This is a genomic window from Advenella sp., assembly GCF_052108595.1.
Lineage (GTDB): Bacteria > Pseudomonadota > Gammaproteobacteria > Burkholderiales > Burkholderiaceae_B > Advenella.
In genome coordinates, this window is the sequence record NZ_JBQEAU010000024.1 from 18,502 (window position 1) to 40,487 (window position 21,986).

At 54.1% G+C, this 21,986-nt stretch carries 27 protein-coding genes; 4 read left to right on the forward strand and 23 right to left on the reverse strand.

The features are described 5' to 3' along the window. Nucleotides 1–131: 131 nt before the first annotated feature. Nucleotides 132–839: an SDR family oxidoreductase gene (locus ACTIKR_RS06355; RefSeq protein WP_442327379.1), complete on the reverse strand. Its 708-nt coding sequence runs from the start codon at nt 837–839 to the stop codon at nt 132–134. A 110-nt stretch (nt 840–949) separates the two neighbouring features. Here ACTIKR_RS06355 and ACTIKR_RS06360 point away from each other — a divergent pair, with 110 nt between their 5' ends. Beyond that, nucleotides 950–1,858, forward strand: coding sequence for a LysR substrate-binding domain-containing protein (locus ACTIKR_RS06360; protein ID WP_442327380.1), 909 nt, complete (start codon nt 950–952; stop codon nt 1,856–1,858). Between the two features lie 17 nt (nt 1,859–1,875). Here ACTIKR_RS06360 and ACTIKR_RS06365 read toward each other — a convergent pair whose 3' ends face one another. From ACTIKR_RS06365 to ACTIKR_RS06385, 5 genes are all read right to left on the reverse strand, one after another. Further along, complete coding sequence (locus tag ACTIKR_RS06365) at nt 1,876–2,301, reverse strand: acyl-CoA dehydrogenase family protein (RefSeq protein WP_442327381.1); 426 nt, start codon at nt 2,299–2,301, stop codon at nt 1,876–1,878. A 51-nt stretch (nt 2,302–2,352) separates the two neighbouring features. Beyond that, nucleotides 2,353–2,847: an SRPBCC domain-containing protein gene (locus ACTIKR_RS06370; protein WP_442327382.1), complete on the reverse strand. Its 495-nt coding sequence runs from the start codon at nt 2,845–2,847 to the stop codon at nt 2,353–2,355. A gap of 89 nt (nt 2,848–2,936) precedes the next feature. After that, the gene (locus tag ACTIKR_RS06375; protein ID WP_442327383.1) at nt 2,937–3,731 is read right to left on the reverse strand and encodes an SDR family NAD(P)-dependent oxidoreductase; all 795 of its coding nucleotides are present in this window, start codon (nt 3,729–3,731) and stop codon (nt 2,937–2,939) included. A gap of 120 nt (nt 3,732–3,851) precedes the next feature. Beyond that, on the reverse strand, nt 3,852–4,355 hold the full coding sequence (locus ACTIKR_RS06380; RefSeq protein WP_442327384.1) for an SRPBCC domain-containing protein: 504 nt from the start codon (nt 4,353–4,355) through the stop codon (nt 3,852–3,854). Nucleotides 4,356–4,358: 3 nt separating this feature from the next. Continuing rightward, a complete protein-coding gene (locus tag ACTIKR_RS06385) occupies nt 4,359–4,958 on the reverse strand; it encodes an NADPH-dependent F420 reductase (RefSeq protein WP_442327385.1) in 600 nt (199 codons plus the stop codon). Between the two features lie 165 nt (nt 4,959–5,123). Here ACTIKR_RS06385 and ACTIKR_RS06390 point away from each other — a divergent pair, with 165 nt between their 5' ends. Continuing rightward, on the forward strand, nt 5,124–6,020 hold the full coding sequence (locus tag ACTIKR_RS06390) for a LysR family transcriptional regulator (RefSeq protein ID WP_442327386.1): 897 nt from the start codon (nt 5,124–5,126) through the stop codon (nt 6,018–6,020). Nucleotides 6,021–6,436: 416 nt separating this feature from the next. On the opposite strand, the gene ACTIKR_RS06395 is transcribed toward ACTIKR_RS06390, so the two are convergent. The 8 genes from ACTIKR_RS06395 to ACTIKR_RS06430 form a co-directional block, all read right to left on the reverse strand. Next, nucleotides 6,437–7,372, reverse strand: coding sequence for an alpha/beta fold hydrolase (locus ACTIKR_RS06395; protein WP_442327387.1), 936 nt, complete (start codon nt 7,370–7,372; stop codon nt 6,437–6,439). A 49-nt stretch (nt 7,373–7,421) separates the two neighbouring features. After that, nucleotides 7,422–8,630 carry an MFS transporter gene (locus tag ACTIKR_RS06400; RefSeq protein WP_442327388.1) on the reverse strand — a complete coding sequence of 403 codons (1,209 nt, stop codon included), beginning with the start codon at nt 8,628–8,630 and terminating at the stop codon, nt 7,422–7,424. 48 nt (nt 8,631–8,678) lie between these two features. Beyond that, the gene (locus ACTIKR_RS06405; protein ID WP_442327389.1) at nt 8,679–9,299 is read right to left on the reverse strand and encodes a TetR/AcrR family transcriptional regulator; all 621 of its coding nucleotides are present in this window, start codon (nt 9,297–9,299) and stop codon (nt 8,679–8,681) included. A 138-nt stretch (nt 9,300–9,437) separates the two neighbouring features. After that, nucleotides 9,438–9,611 (reverse strand): DUF1330 domain-containing protein, encoded by a 174-nt coding sequence (locus ACTIKR_RS06410; RefSeq protein ID WP_442327390.1) that lies wholly within the window; start codon nt 9,609–9,611, stop codon nt 9,438–9,440. A 491-nt stretch (nt 9,612–10,102) separates the two neighbouring features. Next, a complete protein-coding gene (locus ACTIKR_RS06415) occupies nt 10,103–10,399 on the reverse strand; it encodes a DUF1330 domain-containing protein (RefSeq protein ID WP_442327391.1) in 297 nt (98 codons plus the stop codon). 45 nt (nt 10,400–10,444) lie between these two features. Continuing rightward, nucleotides 10,445–10,843: a putative quinol monooxygenase gene (locus tag ACTIKR_RS06420; protein ID WP_442327392.1), complete on the reverse strand. Its 399-nt coding sequence runs from the start codon at nt 10,841–10,843 to the stop codon at nt 10,445–10,447. 72 nt (nt 10,844–10,915) lie between these two features. After that, a complete protein-coding gene (locus ACTIKR_RS06425; protein ID WP_442327393.1) occupies nt 10,916–11,338 on the reverse strand; it encodes a GlcG/HbpS family heme-binding protein in 423 nt (140 codons plus the stop codon). 25 nt (nt 11,339–11,363) lie between these two features. Continuing rightward, nucleotides 11,364–12,377, reverse strand: a complete 1,014-nt coding sequence (locus tag ACTIKR_RS06430; RefSeq protein WP_442327394.1) for a zinc-binding alcohol dehydrogenase family protein — start codon at nt 12,375–12,377, stop codon at nt 11,364–11,366. Between the two features lie 142 nt (nt 12,378–12,519). Between ACTIKR_RS06430 and ACTIKR_RS06435 the strand changes: the two genes are divergently transcribed. Then, nucleotides 12,520–13,446 (forward strand): LysR family transcriptional regulator, encoded by a 927-nt coding sequence (locus ACTIKR_RS06435; RefSeq protein WP_442327404.1) that lies wholly within the window; start codon nt 12,520–12,522, stop codon nt 13,444–13,446. A 38-nt stretch (nt 13,447–13,484) separates the two neighbouring features. Here ACTIKR_RS06435 and ACTIKR_RS06440 read toward each other — a convergent pair whose 3' ends face one another. The 4 genes from ACTIKR_RS06440 to ACTIKR_RS06455 all read right to left on the reverse strand — a co-directional run bounded on the left by ACTIKR_RS06440 (nt 13,485) and on the right by ACTIKR_RS06455 (nt 16,864). Further along, on the reverse strand, nt 13,485–14,192 hold the full coding sequence (locus ACTIKR_RS06440) for an alpha/beta fold hydrolase (protein WP_442327395.1): 708 nt from the start codon (nt 14,190–14,192) through the stop codon (nt 13,485–13,487). A 52-nt stretch (nt 14,193–14,244) separates the two neighbouring features. Further along, entirely contained in the window at nt 14,245–15,123 is an 879-nt protein-coding gene (locus ACTIKR_RS06445) for a DMT family transporter (protein ID WP_442327396.1), read from the reverse strand. 60 nt (nt 15,124–15,183) lie between these two features. Next, nucleotides 15,184–15,720, reverse strand: coding sequence for a TetR/AcrR family transcriptional regulator (locus ACTIKR_RS06450; protein WP_442327397.1), 537 nt, complete (start codon nt 15,718–15,720; stop codon nt 15,184–15,186). Nucleotides 15,721–15,955: 235 nt separating this feature from the next. Further along, on the reverse strand, nt 15,956–16,864 hold the full coding sequence (locus ACTIKR_RS06455) for an AraC family transcriptional regulator (protein ID WP_442327405.1): 909 nt from the start codon (nt 16,862–16,864) through the stop codon (nt 15,956–15,958). Between the two features lie 211 nt (nt 16,865–17,075). On the opposite strand from ACTIKR_RS06455, the gene ACTIKR_RS06460 reads away from it, so the two are divergent. Next, on the forward strand, nt 17,076–17,933 hold the full coding sequence (locus ACTIKR_RS06460; RefSeq protein ID WP_442327398.1) for an SDR family oxidoreductase: 858 nt from the start codon (nt 17,076–17,078) through the stop codon (nt 17,931–17,933). Nucleotides 17,934–18,167: 234 nt separating this feature from the next. Here the strand turns inward: ACTIKR_RS06460 and ACTIKR_RS06465 are convergent, their stop codons facing one another. The 5 genes from ACTIKR_RS06465 to ACTIKR_RS06485 all read right to left on the reverse strand — a co-directional run bounded on the left by ACTIKR_RS06465 (nt 18,168) and on the right by ACTIKR_RS06485 (nt 21,912). Continuing rightward, nucleotides 18,168–18,944, reverse strand: coding sequence for a molybdopterin-binding protein (locus ACTIKR_RS06465; RefSeq protein WP_442327399.1), 777 nt, complete (start codon nt 18,942–18,944; stop codon nt 18,168–18,170). Further along, nucleotides 18,941–19,807: a cytochrome b/b6 domain-containing protein gene (locus ACTIKR_RS06470; protein WP_442327400.1), complete on the reverse strand. Its 867-nt coding sequence runs from the start codon at nt 19,805–19,807 to the stop codon at nt 18,941–18,943. The genes ACTIKR_RS06465 and ACTIKR_RS06470 overlap by 4 nt, the downstream gene beginning before the upstream one ends. A gap of 18 nt (nt 19,808–19,825) precedes the next feature. After that, the gene (locus tag ACTIKR_RS06475) at nt 19,826–20,461 is read right to left on the reverse strand and encodes a hypothetical protein (protein ID WP_442327401.1); all 636 of its coding nucleotides are present in this window, start codon (nt 20,459–20,461) and stop codon (nt 19,826–19,828) included. A gap of 119 nt (nt 20,462–20,580) precedes the next feature. After that, nucleotides 20,581–21,084, reverse strand: a complete 504-nt coding sequence (locus ACTIKR_RS06480; protein ID WP_193089331.1) for a hypothetical protein — start codon at nt 21,082–21,084, stop codon at nt 20,581–20,583. 240 nt (nt 21,085–21,324) lie between these two features. After that, a complete protein-coding gene (locus tag ACTIKR_RS06485; protein WP_193089330.1) occupies nt 21,325–21,912 on the reverse strand; it encodes a TetR/AcrR family transcriptional regulator in 588 nt (195 codons plus the stop codon). Between the last annotated feature and the right edge of the window lie 74 nt (nt 21,913–21,986).

Consider the following 21,986-nt stretch of genomic DNA (forward strand, 5'->3'; position numbering starts at 1 on the left):
GTTCAGCTGGCATATATTTACGTGCTAACAATTATTAGAAATTTTTGGAGGAATGGGCTGGGTGCGCATGCCTGACAGATTCGGTTAAAGCTGCAAACCACGCACACCTAAATAGAACAATTGGGTCAGATCTAGGAAATGGAGCGGGTCAGGCCGCCATCCACTCGAATATTCTGCCCTGTAATGTATCCGGCGCCATCAGACGCCAGAAAGGCAATAGTTGCGGCGATTTCTTCGCTGCGGCCATACCGTTGCATCGGAACTGCCTGCCGTCGCTCGTCCAGCTCGGGCAAACTGTCTATCCAGCCTGGCAGAACGTTGTTCATGCGAACATTGTCAGCGGCCAATTGGTCGGCAAAGAGTTTTGTAAATGAGGCCAGGCCTGCACGGAAAATGGCAGATGTGGGAAACATGGATGCCGGCTCGAACGCCCAGGCAGTGGATATATTGATGATCGAGCCAGACTTTTGCGCTTGCATGATGGGCGCCACCAGCCTTGTTGCCCGGACAACATTCATGAAATACACGTCCATGCCCTCATGCCACTGTTCATCTGTCATTTCCAGTATAGGACCACGGGGTCCATGCCCAGCACTATTGACCAGCACGTCAATACGGTTCCATTTTTTTACCGTTTCGTCTACAAGAAGCCTGATATCTTCATTGGACTGATTTGAGCCCGTGATGCCAATCCCGCCCAACTGCCTGGCCAATGCTTCACCTTTGCCGGAAGAAGACAGGATAGCGACGTGATACCCATCATTGTGCAGCCGACGCGCTGCCGCTGCGCCCATACCACTGCCCCCGCCCATAACAAGTGCAACTTTTTCTACAGTCATTAAAATGCTCCGTGAATATGCAGTAAGATAAATATGTCTGTAAAGAATATCATTTTCCGGATTCGGCATTGAGCACTTAAATTTTAAATTTTCTGTAGAAAATCTATTGTATGTATGACAAAACCAAACCGCTTCCCTCGTTAAACGGCCTGCGGATATTCGAATCCGCTTCCAGGCACCTGAATTTCCGTCTCGCAGCCGAAGAGCTGGGGGTCACCCAAAGCGCGGTCGCGCAACAGATCCGAAAACTGGAAGCGGAGCTTGGCATCAAACTCTTTGATCGATTATCTCGTTCGCTACAATTGACCAGCGAAGGGAGAACCTATATTGCCGGTATCAGCCGCGCATTTGACATCATCACCGAGGCAACGCTCCAAATAAAACCCGAGCCAAGACGAATCACGCTCAGTGTCACACCTACGTTCGCTTCCAAATGGCTAATCCCCCGCCTGCCGGACTTTCTTTCAAGAAACCCGTCGCTGGATTTACAGATCGTTGCCACTGAACGGATATCAAACTTTCACCTGGACAAAGTGGATCTTGCCATCAGGTACGGTCGGCCTCCATTTGGATCGGGGCTGCATACAGAACTTCTATACCAGCAAGATATTATTGCCGTTTGCAGTCCCAGCCTTTTATCTAAAATGGGCGGCAGACCAAAGAACGCGGATGATCTGAAGCAGTTTCTCTTATTGGGCGATACTCACAATTTCTGGCCCGAGTTTATTCAATCCGTAATCGGACCGGCATCGGTGCCTTCGAACATTGGCATTAAGTTCAATCAAACCGCACACGCCATAGAGGCAGCCATTGCCGGTCAGGGCATTGCGCTGACCAACAGTTTTTTCGTTGAGCAGGACATCAAAGAAGGCAGGCTGACCCGGCTCTACGAAGGGTCTCTGCGAGGCAGATCGGATTTTTATATCGTCGCCCCGAGACATCGCTGGGATGGGCCAACCAGAGTCGTCGGAGAATGGCTCCTGAGTTTTAAAAATGGTGATATTCAGCATTTTGAATAATGATCGTTGCAGCGTGCTTAATCGAGCAATTCCCGGGCGATCACCAGCCGCTGGATTTCACTCGTGCCTTCGACGATCTCCAATACCTTGGCCTCTCCCAAAAGACCGGATACCGGATACTCTTCAAACACGCCGTAGGCACCGTGGACCTGGATGGCCTTCAACGCGGCTTCCACTGCCAGTTCGCTGGCAAATAGCTTTGTCATGCCGGTCTCATTGCGAAAAGGGCGTCCTTCGTCGACCAAAGTGGCCGCGTTACGAACCATCAGCTCCGCCGCATGGATTTTGGTCAATATATCGGCAAGCGGAAACGATAAACCTTGATGCTCGAGGATGGACTTGCCAAAAACCTTGCGATCGCGACCAAAGGATTTGGCAAGGTCGATGGCGCGGCGAGCGAGGCCCAGCCCTGTCGCGCCGACCAGGATGCGACCCACACTCATCTTGATGCCAGTTCGCAGGATGTCTCATTCCTGTATACAGCAAGCGCTCTTTTAAATGCTCAGCGCTTCGCGTTCGAGCGCCACTTTAGCGAGATCTTCCAGAAGTTTTTCATGTGTACGCCAAAAGACGTCCGGCGCCTGCTTGGCCAATTCTAGCCAAAGTGGTCCCTGCATTGTCTCTTCCGTCCAGACGTGACAGCCACCCGCGATTGGCGTGATGATCCAGGCGTGATAGGCTCTTGATTCACTAGAAACTTTTGGACCCCCGCCCCAGGCTATGCGGGTTAAGGGTTCAAACTCTTGCACCGACGCCAAGATATCCTGCCCTGCCAAATTGGTCTCAAAGCGAGTACCGTGTTGCAACATCTCATGTCCGTCCAACAGGTCGACCTGTTTGACTCCCGGATAAAATCGGGGCCAAGTTATCGTATCAATAAGAAGCGACCAGATCGTCTCAGTAGAGACAGCAACTTCGAGCTCATTAGTAAAATGAATGGGAGATCGGCTAGGTTTCATATCTGCCGGCCAGTTAATTGCTTCAAACATACTATTGTCCTAAAACTTTTTATTAGGCCGCCTGATTTTCAGCAGCCAGGAGGCGTTGTTCGCGCCAGCGGTCCTGCACCCAGTCCCTTTCAAGGGATCGAGCGCACGACGCCGCCGTCAACGCGAAGTGCTGCACCGGTCGTACCGGAGGCTTGCTCAGAGCAGACGTAAACCACCATGTTTGCGATTTCTTCAGTCGTCGTTAAACGGTTAATGAGTGTCGTTGGACGCATTGTTTTCAGAAAATTTTGCTCTGCCTCCTCCTGCGTGATGCCCTGCTCCTTAGCGGTGCCCTTCATCCAATTAGACAAAATTTCGGAGCGGGTCGGGCCAGGAAGAACAGCGTTAACGGTGACACCCGTTCCTCCAACCAGCTCTGCCAGCCCCCGAGATACGGCGAGCTGTGCCGTTTTTGTCATGCCGTAGTCGATCATCTCCTTGGGAATGTTGATCGCCGACTCGCTACTGATAAAAACCACCCTTCCCCAACCGCGTTTAACCATCGCTGGCACATAGTGCCTTGCGGCACGCACGCCGCTCATAACATTGAGCTGGAAGAGATCTAGCCACTCATTGTCGTCCTGATCAAAGAAACCGTTAGGAAGTGCGGTACCCAGATTATTGACGAGGATATCAACATCCGGCACCTGCTCGGCAAGCGCGGCGGATCCCTCCGCCGTCGAGAGATCAGCAACTATGCCAGTAATATTGGCGTTGGGTAACAGATCGCGCAGCTCTTTTAACGCGGTAGCGACACGCTGTTCTCCACGTCCGTTAATGATGACCGAAGCGCCCGCTCGCGCGAGCCCCTCGGCAATCGCGCGACCGATACCTGCAGTTGATCCGGTAACCATTGCCTTGCGGCCTTTAAGTTCGATGTTCATGCAATTTTTCTCCAGTTGCAGGCAGAGCCATAGAGTCGCTGCCGCGAGCCGCAGCACGTTCTGCCAAAAAACACTCGCGCGAAGATATATTTCACACACTGCGCTCAGGGTGAGAACCAGTCAGCGCGCTAACTTTTCTGTTTGCGCCTCGGCGGCACCAGCGAGGCGTTCGACCCATTCCTGGTGATAGCGATAAAGTCCACCAGGATATTTCTGTCCAAGAAGATCGAGGAACCAGGGACCTTGTTGCGTTTCTTCCGTCAACACGTGACACCCCTCGTCTGTAGGTGTTATTACCCAGCCGTGGTAAGCACTCGAACCACTCTCATCGCCGTCAACCGTCGTCGCCCAGGCGAGCCTTCGGAATGGCTCGAACTCCGTTACGATAAGGCTCATGGGAAAACCAACAGTTACCCGACTGTAGTGGGTTCCAAACGCCAATCTCCTATCGTTGTTTAGTATTTTCACCTGGTCCTCAGCAGGAAAGTAACGCGACCAGTTTTCCGCATCTACGAGCAACGCCCACACGACTTCAGGCGGCGCTTTTACGTCAATGTCGTTGAGTGCGTAAATAGCCGACGTTTTTGGATCAAAACGCTCAGGCCAGATTACATGGTTATACATGACTCAATCTCTTTTGAATAAATCCTGGAAAATCAAAGGCGCCCAGCGCTTATCTCGGGCCTGAACGAGCTGACCACCCTGCGCAATCTTGCCAAGACTGACAGGTGCAAATCCGAGCTTGTCGACCAGGGAGGCAACTGTCGTGCTTGCATCTTCGTGATCGCTTGAGACAAAGATTACCCGGCGCCCCCCGGCCGAAGCCGGCTCTTGCGCCAGCACGCCGGCGGGCAGATGATTAAACGCTTTAACGAGGCGTGCTCCTGGCAACGCATTTGCCACTACAGCCGACGAGGGCAGATTATCCAGGTCTGATAGTGGTACACCAAAGGCATTGGTGACATCGATGACAATTTTCCCCTGCCAAGTCTCGACTGCCCGGGCGATGTCGCGGTGCGCCCAGAATGGCACTGCCAGAATGATCACATCAGCCTTGACTGCTTCCTGGATCGTCAGCGGGAGCACCTTATTATCGTACTCCTTCGCAACCGATGCCATCGAATCCGCTCCGCGCGTATTTGCCATGCCAATAGTGATACCGTTACGGGCAAATTGACTGGCCAGGGCCCTTCCGACGTTGCCACTACCAATAATTGCATAAGTCATAATAATTCCTTAATTTAACTGTCTTGAATGTGCACATGCCAAAGTCGCTGCTGCTCTACGTACGGGATCGGCTATGTGTTCAGGCATTTTAAGATCCGAACATATATCTGAATAGCCAATATATTGAGATATAATCCATCTATATTAAAGATGGATTAAAAAAGCATGCTAGATGGCGTATCGTTGGATCAACTCAGAACTTTCATTGCTGCGGTGGATGAAGGCAGCTTTTCGGCTGCGGCCCGCAAACTCAACAGAGTTCAATCAGCGGTAAGCGGCTGGGTCGGTGGACTGGAAGAACAAATAGGGGTCAAGCTCTTTGACCGCTCGGGCCGCTTTCCCAAACTCACGCCGGAAGGTGTGCTGCTGCTTGCAGATGCCCGTGCCATCATTTCCCGCGTGGACACGTTGAAGGCGCGAGCCAAACTTATGACCTCAGGCGTAGAGGCCGAACTCTCAGTGGTGATCGATGTATTCTTTCCGACGTCGGTGATAAGCTCCGTCGCCAAGGCGTTCGTGACTCAATTTCCGCTAACCCCATTACGTCTCTTTGTGGAGGGTCTGGGAGCGGCTTATCAGCCTGTTTTGGACGGCCGATGTAGTTTAGGCATACTCCCACCACTGCCACGGGCATTTCCCTCGTTGGTCAGCGAGCGGCTGGGAGAATTACCACTGATCGCAGTCGCTTCGGCAACGCATCCGCTCGCAAGCTTCAATCAACGAATACCGCGGCATGAGCTGGCAAAACACGTTCAACTTGTGCTTACCGACAGATCCGACCTGACAAGCGGTCATGACTTCGGGGTCGCATCCACATCGACCTGGCGTCTGGCCGATTTATCGACCAAGCATGCCTTTCTCAAAGATGGCGTCGGGTGGGGAGGCATGCCCTCGCATATGGTCGAGAAAGACATCGCTGCAGGCACGTTGGTCGTTCTGGATGTAGACGAAATGCCGCCTACTGGGTGGATGTTGACAATGTCGGCATTTCACCGACCATCGCAACCACCTGGACCTGCCGGTAAATGGTTCGTCGACCACTTGAAGACGTTATGGCAGTAACCCTGCATGGCGCCCCATATCTTTACGAAAAATAGATCAGAACTGAGTGACGAAAGTTCAGAACTCAATAACAATCGACAGCCTCTGTCGAAGTTTCGGAATATCGATATTGAGTTCCCTTAAAAATCAATTAACTCTTAGCGTTTCTGCAACCTAGGCAATGTGTCTTCTGGCAATCCCTCCAAGGGGAATTTTTCCGCTATCTCGACAAGCTCAGAGGTAATGAGTTGGAAACCAGCTTTGTGCAACGACAGCTACATCGCTTCGAGCTTCGCGATGGAGTCAGGATTGCTCTTTATGACCAGAGCAAACATCAACGCGGCCCCGCAAGAGCGATGGTCACAGTAATGGCAATCCTAACGCCGTAAAACTTGCACCCTAGAATTAGGCGGTTCAGAACGTATTGGCTCGGAGCCCTACCCGAAGAACGCCATCAGTTCGCCGGCAACGGCATCGGGTTGTTCCTCGGGTAAAAAATGACCGCATTGAACAATCATGGCGGCGTGAACCTCTTTCGCGTAAGCTCGCAGTGGCCCAGCCATATCCGGGATGGAGCCTTGGTCTGCGCTGAGTGCAAGGACTGGCATCTTCAGCTTGCCCTTTGCACTTAGCTCTCGGTTTTGGCGTGCCGACAACGGTACGGCACGGTAATACCCCAATCCGGCACGCAGGCCCCCATCTTTCTTGAAAACGCGCACATACTCTTCAATGTCAGCCTCGGTGAAGGTACTTGGATTGGCTGTCTTACGGCGCAGGAACCATTCAAGGTATTCGCGCTCGCGTCCGGTGATCAGCACTTCGGGCAGGTCCGGTATCGAATGGAAGGCGAAATGCCAAGTGCGCCAGGCGCGGTCCGGTGCAATTGGCAAGGCGTCGGGCAGTGTGATGCCAGGAATTCCTGCATCGAGCAGCGCCAGGTGCTTGATCTCGTCGCCAAAAAGCATTGCATAGGGGTAGGCTACCCAGGCACCGATATCGTGTGCGGCAAGTGCATACTGACAAATGTCCAGTTGCTGGAGTAATGCGTGGGTCATGATGGCCAGCGTTTGGGTATCGTAACCGTCAATGGGGCGGTCCGAGTCGCCTTGCCCGGGGATGTCTGGAGCAATGACGCGGTAGCGCTGTGCAAGTATAGGCATGATCTTGCGCCATGCATACCCGCTCTGCGGGTAGCCGGCAAGGAGTACGACGGTATCGCCGTCGGCTATTCCGCCGATGACGTAATGAAGTCTAATCCCGTGAACGGTCTCGTACCGGTGCTCGAAGCCAGCCATGCCCGATACAGGCTGGGAGTTTGGCATTGCTTCAATATGCTGGGTCGCTAGCTGGGAAATGGTGTTTTGTGTTGACATGGTAATACTCCTTAAGGTGAAGGCCGCAAGACCTACGGCGTTGGATAATCTAACGTGGCGTTGAATGATTTCGTTCTGTGCACAGGCTGATGAGGGCGAGCACAGACAGGCCGAAACCGATCCAGTTTATTAGCGGCCAGCCACCATTTGTGTATGCCCAGGTGCCGAGGATTGAGCCTAACGCGCCTGCTGTAAAATAAGTAGCCATGAATAGGCCATTAAGCCGGCCGCGCGATTGCGGATCCAGCGAGAAGATGGCACGCTGTCCGAGCACAGCATGCACAGAAACACCGAAGCCAAGGAAAATCGCGCCCAAGACGAGGCCCATAAGACCGATTACGCTTGCGGACGACCCCAATCGCCCAAATACAAAGCAAGCCGCAACGGCAAGCATGGCGATGCAGGTGGCAGATCTGTCCCAACCGCGATCAGCCGCGTGGCCCGCCAGCGGAGCAGCCAAGGCGCTGGCTATGCCAGTAAGCGCAAACACTGCAATATCGGTCTGGGAAAATTGGAAATTGTCAGCCAACAGCAGGGGGACTGTGGTCCAGAAGAGGCTGAACGCACCGAACAAACAGGATTGATAAAAGGCCCGGCGGCGCAGCACAGGGGTGTGCCAGATCAAGGGCCCCATGGATGCCAGTAGACTGCCATAGCGTAGCCCCTGTACCGGGAGGCGAATCGGCAGTGCGATCCGCAATACGGCTGCCAGAACTATCATGGTTACAGCCGAGCCCATGAATACCGTACGCCACGACCCCATGCCGGTGATGAAGCTCGCTGCGGGCCGCGCGAACATAATACCAAGCATTAGTCCGCCAGTAACAATACCGACAATGCGGCCCTGCAAAGCCGAGGGCGCAAGATGTACTGCGTAAAGCACTAATAGCTGCACGGTTACAGACCCAAGGCCGATCAGTACTCCGGCAGCTAGAAATGTGAACGCATGGGTAGCCGATGCCGTAGCAACCAGAGCGAGCGTGGTGACACCGAGAGTCGTGATGACCAAGCGCCGGTTCTCCATCAGATCGCCCAGGGGTACTATCAACAATAACCCGATGCCATAGCCTACCTGCGTCACTGTCGCGACCAAGCCCGCAAACTGCACTGATAGGCCGAGTGAAACTGCGATCGGCCCGATCAGCGGCTGTGCATAGTAGATATTGGCAGCGATCATGCCGCAGGCGGTGGCGAGCAGCAGGAACACCCAGCTGCCAGGTGCTTGAATCGCTTGCCCATGGATCGATGGAGTTTGCATAAAAATCCTTTAATATGGAAATATACATTTCCTAATTAGATAAAAAATTTAGACGAACGCGCGTATCGCCTCGTCCGCCGCTGCCACCATTTCGCTACGGCTGCGCCCGAGCTTCCCAATGATCCGAAACCCCTGCAACAGACACAGCAGACTGCGTGCCGCTGCGAAAGTGTCGATGGCAGGAGATACTGAACCATCTTCTTGCCCCTCACGAACGAAATCCCTCAACATGCGCTCCAGTCGCAATAAGGTATCTTCAACTCGATTTGCCATTTCTTCATCGAATGTGGCTAGAGCCGTTGCACTGGCTACGACTAGACATCCGTGTGTGCCTTCGTTGCCAGAGGAAGACTCGGCGTAGAAATGCAGCACGGCACGGATTTTTTCCAATCCACTTGTCTTGTCTTTGAGGCGGATTTGCAATTGGGTACTTCGCTGACTTGTATATCGATCGAAAGCGGCCAGAAAAACAGTTCGCTTATCTTTGAAAGCTTTATATATGCTACCGGCGGTCAGGTTCATCGCAGAACAGAGATCCTCCACCGACGTTGCATGGTAGCCTCGCTTACGGAACACCAGAATAGCGCCGTCGAGCGATGCGTCTATGTCGAATTCGCGGGGTCGCCCCGCACCACGGCGTGGCTGATGTGAGATACTTGGTGAAGTCATGCGTGTAATTATAGGAAATAATCATTTCCAAATCAAGTTAAACAGTTCCCCATCCCATATAAGGTGCTTCAGTGATAGAGAAACGCAAGCTCTCATACTTACAACGCCAACTTTTGTCATATGCCGATTTCTATATTTTCAGCACACGGTGGCATCGCCTGATTCAACGATGGTGTTTTCCACGACGCCGGCTCCAGCGCGACGGAAAGCCGCGGCAGTTTTGTATTCAGAGGATTCGAAACACATTACAGCCTGTTCAAATGTAGGAAACTCAATTACCACATATCGTTGAAAATTTTTGGGGCCTTCCATGGTGCGATACTACCCTCCGCGGGCCAGAATATTATCCTTGTACTATTTTACCGTCGGCTGCATTTTCCTGGTTAATCGCAAGAGCGAATAGGTTTACCCACTCCGTGATTGAAATAGGATCAGGCAAATTTCCCCCCAAGTTATAGATGTAGTCAGCAACTTGTGCTATGTTGCCGCCCGACGTCTTACCTTGAATGCCCCTGGCAGCAAGCCCTCGGCAGTACATCCACGCGCGAAGCAATCGTGCATGGCGCCCCATATCTTTACGAAGAATAGTTCAGAACTGAGTGACGAAACTTCAGAACTCAATAACAATCGATAGCCCCCTGTCGAAGTTTCGGGATATCGATATTGGCTTTTTAAAAAAAACAACTAATTATAAGATTCTAGTTTTCTTATTGATATCCTATTTTTCTCCAGACTGACTTTTTACACGCTTTGGTCTTCATAAATTTCTATGGGACAAAATGCTGTTCCCCCAAACCCTAAATCTACTCTGTATCCGTCCCTTCTACGAGCGTTGCGTTGTATTGAGCGCCCAAAAACCGGTGCTGTGCTGCTTTTTGATAGGCATCGCTGTAGTACCACCCCTTTGCTGCAGCCATACTGCCAAATTTAAGGATTACGGTACCTTCTGTTGGCGCACCTTCAAGTGTTTCCTGTTTCCCATAAGCCACCAGAAAATCAACCAGCGTCTCTTTGAAAGAGTCGCCAACCTCTTGTGAATATTGTGCCAGGCTGGCCTTGTTTGTCGTGATTACTCGCTGAAAGACGATGTAAGCGCTCATTTTTTTACCTTATTAATAATCGTTCGTTGAAAATTGTGTGCGTCTTCAGGGCAGAGGTTGCAAAATTGACACTTCGGGGGAGCCGCTCAAAAGCGGTTGAAGCACATTCAGGAAATTTTGCGATTCCGGCAGTTTCTCGAAGGTACTAAATGCATCTTTATTTCGAAAACTTTCAAATGCGATGTAGACATTGGGGTCGGGCGTTGCAAGCACTCGAAAGTCAACAACCTCGGAACGTTGACGACTTGCCGCGACACGATCCTTAATGATCCGCAAGAAGTCAGCGCGGCTTTCCGGCCGAACAGGAAGCTTCACGAGCAAGCCGTAGCGGGCTGCATCAAGAGCGGTCGAGACATTGTCCGGCGACTGGGCGCCAGCGGTGGACGACAGGACCATGGGCGCAGCGACGACGAGCGACAGTGCACATAAGCGCGTTTTTTTCATGTGTTTATCCATGCAGATGGATGCAGGCTATCTATCTATAAATAGCCTGCATTTTTTGTAAAATTCGCCTCGTTATAGAAAACCGGCGTTACGCAGCGCCTCCTCGGCAGCCTCGTGGTCTTGGACAGAGGTGCCGCCGGAGATACCGATACCGCCTACAAGGCGCTCATCATCAATGATGGGCACGCCACCACCCACCGGTGTCATGCGCGGATGATGGGCCAGACCAGCCACGGTGGGGTCTGCCATGTACTGGTTCCATTGATGCGTGGTCATGCCAAACGAGGCCGCCGTCCAGGCCTTGTCAGTGGCAACACCGACGGTGAGAAAAGGAACCGTATCTGCGCGCTCAAAAGCACGCAGGTGACCTCCTGCATCGGTGATGGCGATGGTCGCAGCGAATCCCCGCGCGGCACAGGCGCGGCGCGCTTCGGCCAGCAATGCTTGTGCAGCTTCCAGGCTGATCGTTGCCGTGTCGATAATTTTCTGTGTCATATGCGTGCTTCTTTTCCAGTCAGGTTCAGGCGTTGGCAATCACAACTTTGCCGATCATGTTTCCGGCCTCGACCAGAGCATGTGCGTGTCTCAGGCTCGCCGCACTGATGCCGTCGATACGCTGAGTCAGGGTGTGCTTGATGTCTCCCCGATCAACCAGTTCGGCCACTCGGCGCAGCAAGGCATGTTGGCGACTGATGGTGCCGGTGGTGAACATGGCTCGGGTGAACATCAGCTCCCAGTGGATTGAAATGGACTTGCCTTTGAATGGTCCGATATCCAGATCCACCGGGTCGTCGATGAGCGCGAACTGGCCCTCGGGACGCAACACGGCGGCGATCTGCGGAACATAGACGGCGCTTTGATTGAGTCCAACGACGTGGGTGACCTGCTGGATGCCGAGCTCGGCCAATTGCGGCGCCCACGGCTGGCGGTGATCAATCACGTGATGCGCGCCATGCTCCAGAACCCACTGACGGGTCTCTGCCCGCGACGCTGTGCCGATAACGGTCATGCCCGTTAAGGTGCGCGCCAATTGGGTCAGGATGGAGCCTACGCCGCCTGCCGCGCCGATGATCAGCAGGATGTTGTTGTCGGTCGGATCGGCGGCCTGAACACGCAGACGGTCAAACAACAACTCCCAGGCAGTGATGGCCGTCAGCGGCAGCGATGCGGCTTCGGCGAAATCCAGCGAGACTGGCATCGGCCCGACGATGCGCTCGTCCACGGCCTGCAGTTCGCTGTTGCTGCCCGGTCGCGTAATGTCGCCGGCATACCACACGCGGTCACCTTGCTTGAAGCGGGTCGCCAGCGGTCCTGTGGCACGAACGATGCCTGCGGCGTCCCAGCCAAGGATACGAGATCCACTCGCAGGAATATCGCCGCCGAGCCGGACCTTGGTATCCACCGGGTTGACCGATACCGCTTTGACTTCGACCAGCAGGTCATAGTCACGTAGTTCGGGGTTGGCCACCTCAATGTCTTGCAGGGCCTGCGGGTTGCTGATTGGATGATTTTGAGAAAAGCCTATTGCCTTCATGAGAAAACTCCTTTGATAATCGGAAGAGAACGAGATCCCGTAAGGCCATTAGCTTTCGGGGATGGAAGAGCTTCATGTTATTCTTCTTCAATTTGCAGATAAACCCGCTGAAAACCAAAACACTTTCTGTGATTCAATGAAAATCATTCGACTTGATGACGTTCAGATCTTTGTGCGCACAGCAGACGCCGGCAGTTTCTCGGAAGCGGCACGCCAGCTGAACATCGCGCCCGGGCAAGCGAGCGCTTGTGTGCAAAGGCTCGAGAAGGCCCTGGATACCCGCTTGTTCACGCGCTCCACGCGCAGCATGCAACTATCGGAGGCCGGTGAGCGCTATTTGCCGCATGCGCGGCTTATGGTGGACGCGCGGGAGCAAGGCGACCTGGCCTTGGCTGGCGGTAGATCGGCACTGACCGGCCCGCTGCGGCTATCGGTCCCCTCCGACTTCGGACGCAACCTCCTGTTGCCGTGGCTGGACGACTTCCAGCACCAGCATCCAGGTCTGTCGTTGCACCTAAAAATAAGCGACCGCGCCGCTGACCTCATCCGCCAGCCGCTAGATGCCGTTGTACGCTATGGCACGCTGCCCGATTCATCGCTTCTGGCCCTGGTTCTGGCCGGTAACAACCGGCGTGCGTTGTGCGCCGCACCAGCGTACATCGAACGGCACGGCGCGCCAACCAAGCCCGACGACCTGCGGCAACACAACTGCCTTCGGTACGTATGGAGCGAACAAGTGCATGAACGCTGGCGCTTTACCCTGCCCGGCGGTGAGCGTACCGTAGCGATTACGGGCAACCGGATGAGCGACGATGCCGATGCCGTGCGCCGCTGGGCCATTGCTGGTGAAGGCCTGGTCTACAAATCGAGACTGGATCTCATCGACGATCTAAAGGCCGGGCGGCTGGTGGAGTTGTTTGCACCAGCGCATTGCGAGCCTGCGCCGTTGAACCTGATCTGTGCCCACCGCTCGCGGCTGACGCCCGCGATCAACGAATTACATCGTTTCCTGAGGGAACGTTGTGATACCTTGCTGGCTAGCCATCCACCGCGAGACGACATTGGCTGAATTGACCAGGCGGCACGAGAGCGACAGCTAGCGCAACGTCATTTGGCCGCTTCGGTCAATAGCAACGCGACCAGATCGTCCGGCCGGTCCAGCATGATTGCATGTCCGCACGCAATGTCATGGACAGTCCACCGAGGATCACCTTTCAAGCGCGCATGCGTTTGCACAAACCAATCCCCGCCATTCTTCGTAGCGAACACGTAGGTACGGTTGGCAACCGGCGCTGAATCCACGCCTGCTTTCACACCTTGCACGAAGGTAGCCAGCGGCTGCGGTACAGACATTGTGTCGACTCTGACCGCGTCTGCTTCATTCACGTTAAATACCGCAGCTGGAATCGGTGGGATCATTCCGCCATTGCGATTTGCCTGCGCCAAGAAAGCCAGCGCTGTTTCGGCGCCTGTGATATCGATAAGGGACTGTCCATCTGCTGGCGCATAGGCATCAAGATAGAAGAGCGTTCGGATGCGATCTCCAATCTCATGCGCAACGCCGGTGATGACCAGTCCACCATACGAATGACCACATAATATGGCGTCGGAAAGAGCCTCGTACTTGAATACGTTCACAATGTCTTGAATATGGGCGTCCAGATTGATCGCTCGGTCAGCTAAGTGAGCCCGCTCTCCGAGACCTGTCAGCGTAGGCGTGTAGACATCGTGACCCGCTTCGCGAAGCTTGCGGGCGACCCTTGCGTAAACCCAGCCGCCTTGAAAAGCGCCGTGCACTAAAACGAATTTCGCCATGATTGATTCCTATAATTAATATAAACACGCGCGTGCTGCCCTCTGGCATGATTCACTGCGCCTTATTTCTTGTGTGCTGTCCAATAGATACTGGCCACTGACTGAGCGCAACACCAGAAACACAAATAACGGCACCCAGCATCAGCATTGGGGTCAACGGTTCATGCCTGAAGGCGACGCCCGCGCCGATCGCGAAGAATGATTGAAGCAAGGCATAGGGCGCGACCCGGGCCATTGAGAACCGGGCAATTAACCAGAACCAAGTGATAAATGCGACGATGCCGCCGAGCATGACGGTGAAGGCAAAAGCGAGCCACTCTGAACTTGATGCGCTTTGAAAAGCGTGCATCTGATCGCTCTCCACGATCAGCGAAAGCCCAAGAAGCTGGATACCCGTGAAGAACGACATCCAGGCAAAGAGCCTCACCGGGTCAAATGGACCGAATTTTTTCGCAAGCACATTTCCGACTGCCAATCCAATCGCAGAGACCAGGATGAAGAGCATCGGGACCAGGGGGACTTCCAAGCCGGGATCGACAACGGCAAATGCGACACCACACAGCGCAACACCAACGCCGAGCATCACGCGAGCAGAAGGTTTCTCGCCGAGCATGGGCCAGGCAAGCATTAGTGTGAATGGAGTCCAAAGCTGGTTGGCAATCCCGGCAATACCAGCTGGTGCCTGGGTCAGACCGATGAAGGCACCAGCAAAGTTCACGCCGCCCATGAAAAGAGAGATCAAGAAGATCGGCCGAATCTCCGGCTTTCGGATGCGCCCGACAAAAGGAATGAGAATCGCCGCGATCACTGCGAATCGCAGTCCGGCAAAGAACAGTGGCGGCAGCACTGTGAGCCCGGACTTGATAACAACATATTGAATGCCCCACAGCAACGGTACAAGCAGCGCTGCCACGATATGAAAAACGTTCATTTATAAACCGATCAGTCTAAAATTAATAAAAAAAACACCTTACACCTACATCTTTAGTGATCAGGCTGCGAGGCTGCTAATCAGAACATGTACGGCAGCCCTTGCTTTTTGCGGCGCTACGTCGATCTTGCGAACGACACGCAAGCCTTCGAGGAAGCAAACCAGCATGTGAGCGGCTGCAGCCGGGCTGACGTGCCGGGCCAAACTGCCCTCTTCTTGTGCACGGACCAAGGCCTTGACTAAACGCCCCTGCATCGCCCCGAAAAAATGAGCGATTCGGTGCGAAATCTCCTCATCCCAGGCGGCAAGCTCCATGGCGGTCGCCACCACCAGGCAGCCGCGCTGGCCAGCCGCGCCGTCAGTACGCGCGACGTAGCCGTCCATGCACGCCTTGAGACCCTCCAGGGCATTCCGACCAGAAGCAAGCTCTTGGTCCAGACGATTGAGCGCCTGACTGATGTAGCGATCAAGGGCCAGAAGAAATAGACCGTGCTTGTCGCCAAAGGCGGCGTACAGGCTTCCGCGGGAAAGCTTGGTCGCCCCCATGAGATCCGGTAAGGAGGTGCCTTGATAGCCCTTTGTCCAGAAAATCTGCATGGCTTGTTCGATAGCCTGGTCAGGATCGAACTCGCGAGGACGCCCTCTCTGTCGGTCGGATACAGTTTTTGTGTTGAGCATCGGGAAATTATAGATCGATTAGTCCAGAAATGTAAAGCGACCATCGATAGCTATTGACGAATCTATGTCAAGTTTGGCCTTGCCTACCCGGTTTTCTACTTATTAGAAAGGCAGCACATAGGGTCGGCTGGGGCGTCAATTCGGCTTGCGCGCACTAAAGAGTCACTGCGATCGCTTCAAGTTGAGCAGGAGCCATGAGAGCAAAGGCTGAGCGCATTTCGCGCGCCTCTTCTCCAGGACTGCGACCGAAGAATCTCTTGAACTCGCGGTTAAACTGCGATGCACTCTCGTAGCCAACCCTTACCGCGGCACCAGCCGCAGTGACATTGTCCCGTATCATCATCAGTCGCGCATAGTGCAATCGCACTGATTTAATGTACTGAATGGGAGAGGTAGCAGTAACGGCCTTGAAGTGTACATGAAAGGCTGGGATGCTCAATCCTGCTTCGCTCGCCAGCGAGCCCACGTCCAGCGGCTGAGCGTAATCGCTGTGGATGTGCCGCAGGACGCGGGCAATGCGCCCGAAGTTGCCATGGCTGGCCAGCGCCGCCCTGACGGCCCCCCCCTGCTCGCCGAGCAGGACACGGAAGCACAGCTCACGCACGATGGCCGGTCCCAGCACCCGGGCTTCGAGCGGTGAGCGTAATGCACGGAGCAGGCGCACTGTCGTATCCGCCAGCGTGGCGTCTAACTCTGTAGAAACGATGCCAGCCGGTGGGCAGATAGCGTTGGAAGCATATTGATCCACATCGATGACCAAGTCTGCCACGGCGGTCATGTCCAACCGCACCGACACAGCCAGCAAGGGTTCTTCCAGGCTGGCATCGGTCTCGGTCGAGAACGGCAGCGGTACCGATAACACCAGATAATGCAGCGGGTCGTAATGGTAGATGCGATTAGCCAGGTAGCCGCGCTTATGCCCCTGGCAGACAATCACGATGCTCGGCTCGTAGAGCACAGGTGTACGACCCAGGGGCCGATCGGCCCGCATCAGCCGCACGCCATCGAGCAATGATCGGGTATGGCCTTCGTGCGGAGCCAGTTGTTGGATCAGAGTGACCATTTCACGCTGTCGCGCCGTGTCTGGCTGGTGACTACGCATAATTAATTTCCCAACAAATGATATGAAAATCATATTTTTAATATAAATAATATTCAAATAATAATCATATAAATAGAAATAGGCAATAACGCAAGAGCTTTTCGCCTAGTCCGAGCGGCTCGGTAATTCTACAATTTCTTCTGGTCTTTACAATCATTAGGAGTAACAATCCATGCAACAACAAAAATCCTATGCCAAGGTCTGGTTCATTACTGGCGCCGCCCGCGGTATCGGCCTGTCGCTTGCCCGCCAGGCGCTGGCGCAGGGTGACGCCGTGGCCGCCACCTCGCGCGCGATCGACAGCTTATACCAGACACTCGGCAAAGACAGCGCACAGTTGCTCGCCTTAGAGGTAGATCTTGTCAGTGAGGCGAGCGTACAGGCAGCCATCGAGAAAACCATTGCCACCTTCGGCCGCATCGACCGCGTCGTGAACAATGCCGGCTATGGCCAGCAAGGTACGATCGAGGCGCTGACCGATGTCGAACTGCGCCGCAATTTTGACATTAACGTGTTCGCACCATTAAATGTGCTGCGCCATGCCTTGCCGCACCTGCGCCGACAGCGCAGCGGCCATCTCTTCAACGTGGCCTCCATCGTCGGCTTTCAGGGCGGTTACGCAGGATGGGGAAGCTATGTCTCCAGCAAGTTCGCGCTGGCCGGATTGACCGAAACCCTGGCTGCCGAAGTTGCCGAGCTGGGCATCAAGGCGACCGTAGTCTATCCTGGCCCGGTGCGCACGGGCTTTTTATCAAAGAATACGCTGGTCGTGGCACAGCGTTCAATTGCCGATTACACCGAAGCACAAGCCTCGCTTGATCTGCATCTGAACGGTCTGGATGGCAAGCAGGCGGGTGATCCGGAGAAAGTGGCAACGCTGATCCTGCAAGCGGCCGATGCTGTCAAACCGCCGGTGCATCTGTTTGCGGGCAAGATCGCCACCATGCTAGTCGAGCAGAAGATGCAGGCGTTACGTGGTGATCTGGATACGTGGCGAGATGCCTCGGACGCCACTGATTTCATCGACTGATTCTCTCTTGTATAGACCGTGTGGCGATTCGCCACGCGGCCATCTCAGCCCGGCAAAAAGCTTATGCCATGTTTGACATAATCCGAACGAGCCGCGGGAAAGCTTGACTCCATGGTTATTTCTCAGCGCTTGTCTTCGACACAAAATACGGCTAAGCCACGCTAAGTAAACTGATAAAGCACATTCAGTATTACGCTATTGCCAACAATCAAAATTGAGCATCACTATATGAATTCAGATGCCCGCATACCATTCGTAGCCACGATCCTCCCAGTAGCCGCCCCGCCCTCCCCACAGTGTGTCGAACGCGGAGACCACCTCAATGCGCATCAAGTATTTAGCATGCTTATAACCAAGTTGCCTTTCGACCCGAAGTCGCAAAGGGGCGCCGTGCGCTACCGGCAGAGGCTTGCCATTCATGCCATAGGCAAGAATGGTCTGAGGGTGATACGCATCCATAAGATCGATGCTCTCGTAGTAGCGCCCGCTGCCATCGAAGGTGACTTCCAGCTCGTCTGCGCAATGGAATACCACATAGCGCGCGCCCGGCTTCAACTGCGCCAGATCAAGAATCCGCCCAAGGGGTACGCCCTGCCATTGTCCGATCGCACTCCATCCCTCGACACAGTCGTGTCGGGTGATTTGCGTGCGCGCCGGCAGGCGCTTCAATTGTTCAAGCGACAGGCTAAGCGGTCGATTTACCAGGCCGTCCACCTGCAGGCGCCAATCGACAAAGCCCTCTTCAAGCAGGCGCGCGTACTCTTCGGAATCGGGTAATTGTGTGCCATTGGCGCGAAACACTGGCGAAAGATCGGACGTGCTATATTCTTGCGCCAGTGTCTTTCGGTCCAGCAGCAGTCGCTGGCTACCCATGGTCAGTTTCTCGGTCTGGCGTAACACGTGTCCAAAACCGGCGCTTTGCGTCAGACGATCACATCCTGCCAGCATGGAGACGCCAACGCCAGACAACAGACCGGTCAGAATCCGGCGGCGAGAGAACCTCTGCGTCATTTTGTATCTCCTGAATGATCGATAACATAACGCCCGCTCATCATCGAGCGAAGGTTATTCCAGAAACCTGACAGGACAACCATCAGTACGTGAACCACTACAAACAGGACAAGCGAAGACGCAGTCAGAAAATGCAGTGTTCGCGCAGAGGGGCGCCCGCCAAACAGATCAGGCAGGAATGGAAAAACCGCGTTTAAACCGGGCGACATCGTCAGTCCTGTCAGAACCATCAGCGGCAGCAATACCAATGCCACCAGCAGATAGGTCATCTTCTGCAGACTGTTGTAGCGCCGCGCGTGCTCGCCTTTGGCGAAACGAAGGCGCGCATGGTCTACCACTTCTCGCCATACGTGCCGCCATCCCAGTTGGTCCCGGTTCGGCAACAGATCCCGGCGAATATGTCCTCGCCATAATCCGTGTGCCAGGTACACAAAACCATTGATGAGCAGCAACCAGGCGAAGAGGAAGTGCCAATTTCTGCCCGCCCCCAGGTCGTGGTAGGAAGGAATCGTGAGCCAGGAAGGAAATGCCTTTTCTGTGGCCGCATCGCCCTCACGGGAGACGCCAAGAATACCCGTCGTCTCGATTTTCAGCCGGCCAATCTGAAAAAATCCTTTCAGTCTGTCGCCATGCTGTTCGGATCCAATGGCAATAAATGCCTGGTCCGAATCAGCACCGTATTGCCCCCAATACAGCCTGGGGTGTGCATTGAAAATTTGTAGCCCGCTCATTAGCAGGACAGAAAAGCACAGCACATTTACCCAATGGGTCATACGGACGACCCCCGAATGCCGCCGCACAGACTGGCGGGAACCTGCTGGTGCACGTGATGCTGGCAGGCATTTCAATTTAGGCTTATCCATATGAACACTCGTCCCCCATTACATAGGAGGGACGACTCCATCTTTACCCACGATCAGTTGGCCGGTTGACAGGGTACCGTCTGCACCCTTCTGGGCAGGGATGAAAACGACGGTGCCGGGTTTGACATCATCGTGCGTTGCTGGCGCAAGCGTAACAACCGGGGTACCGTCAGGAACAGAAATTTTCTTTTCTTTGCCATGATAGTTAAGCGTGACAACGCTACCATCCACTGATTTGACCGAATCGCCTACCGTGGCGTTGGTCATTGTGCTGTTAGGTTTCAAGTCCCAACTGTAACTGCCCTCTCCCCTACCTTTGAGCGCAGGCGGAAAAATCAAGACTTCCAGGGCGCCATCACCGCCTGCAGACTTGGGAAGCGATGCGATCCCGACAAAATCACCGGACTTGATATCGCTGAAACTGGCTTTTTTTACTGCGGAGGCCATCCAGCCGTCCTTGAGTTTGACATCGATAGCCTGGCCATCACGCGATTTCACTTGCAACTGATCACCCGCCAGCGCGACAACGGTGCCTCGCACGCGAACCCCCTGTTCAGCCGCACTGGCGGCAGAGGCGGCGGTCAAACCGCCGGTCGCAAGTACTGCCGTTGTCAGGCCGGTTGCGAAAAAATGGCGAAGTCGTAAAACAAACATGGTAAATCTCCTTGGCGATAGAAATATCGCACTGTAAATAAAGGGCGCATGAGCTAAGAAAAGTACCGAAAGCTGCGCCTTAAAAGCTCTCAATAATAAATAGCGAAAACGGTGTCTGACTAAGCGGGACCGGTGCCCCTGTGCTGCGTGCGCGTCCACCAGCTCTGCAACGCGAATCCCACGACAAAGAGCATGGTCCAGGCAGCCAATGTGCCGCGCACCGCCGGGGAATCGGGTCCCGCTGCCAGGGGATGCGCGACAGGCAGACGTGTCAGGGTTTCATTGATTCCTGGCACCATCAGCAGAAAGAAACTGAATGTGAGACCAAACTGGGATAGATAGGGCCGCAAGCGTCCCAGAAAAGACACCCGCGGCACGTATAGCGCGCCGCCTGTGGCCAAAAGCGCCAGGATGCCCAGCGCATGACCGACGTTAAAGCCACCGGTGCTCGATAGCCCAAACGACGTCAACACTGCCAGCACCAGGCCGATGAGATAAATCTTGCCAGCAGGCACTGTGTTGTCAATTTTGCGGTAGCGGGCAAAGCTGTAGACGCCGGCTATGAGCGGAATGAGGCTGATAATTGTATGGCCTGCGCCTAAGGCGGAAATAGGATGAGGCATGAAATGAAAACTCCTTGAAAATATTGCTTGGGCCTGGTCGGCTTAATACCAACGATGCCAGCCCGATAAATAAACAGATGAGCCTGTCAGGCTGCGCGCCGATTTACTTTTGGATCAATCAACTAATAACAATTGACTAATAAACAATTGACTACTAAACAATTGATAAATAACAACCAACTAGTTGATAGGTTACGTAGATAAAAAATTATGCACTCATCTCTTCACAATACAGACAGATCAGTTCGATGCGGTCAGCTGCCTGATCGCCGTTCGTGAAATTGCCTCGAATGCCTCGGGACTATTCAAGGCCCGTGCCGTCAACATCGCGCCGTGTACGACAGACATAAAGGTTTGCGCCTCAACAAAAGCGCTATCACGCAAATGAAACTTTCCCTGTGCCACGCCTGTCTCCAGCACGGCTTGCAGCCAGGCGGTCAGGTCTTCAAAATACCGCTGAACCTCGCTGGCAACCTCTTGTGGGAGCATGGGCAATTCTGCGCCCAGCATGGCGCAGATGCAAATAGGCAATTGACCGTCACGAATACAACCGGCCCAGTAATCTGTGTAGGCCTTCAGGCGCCCCGGCGCATCACTGATGTGCTGATCAAGTGCAGCCAGCCCTTCCCGCGACTGTTCGCGGTGCCGCACGACAACGGCATGCACCAGATCTGCCTTGCTCGGGAAATGATGATGGATGCTGGCTTTACCGATATGCACCCGCTCGGAGATATCGGCATAGCTAAACCCGTTGTAGCCGCCTGCGGCGATCAACTGCTTCGTGTGCTCGGCAATTTCAGTTGCCCTGGGGGAAAGTTCTACACTCATAATGAATTCTATTAAGTTGGCGTCCAGACATATACTGACTGCAAGACACTAAAATCGTTTCTCAGCGATGACGT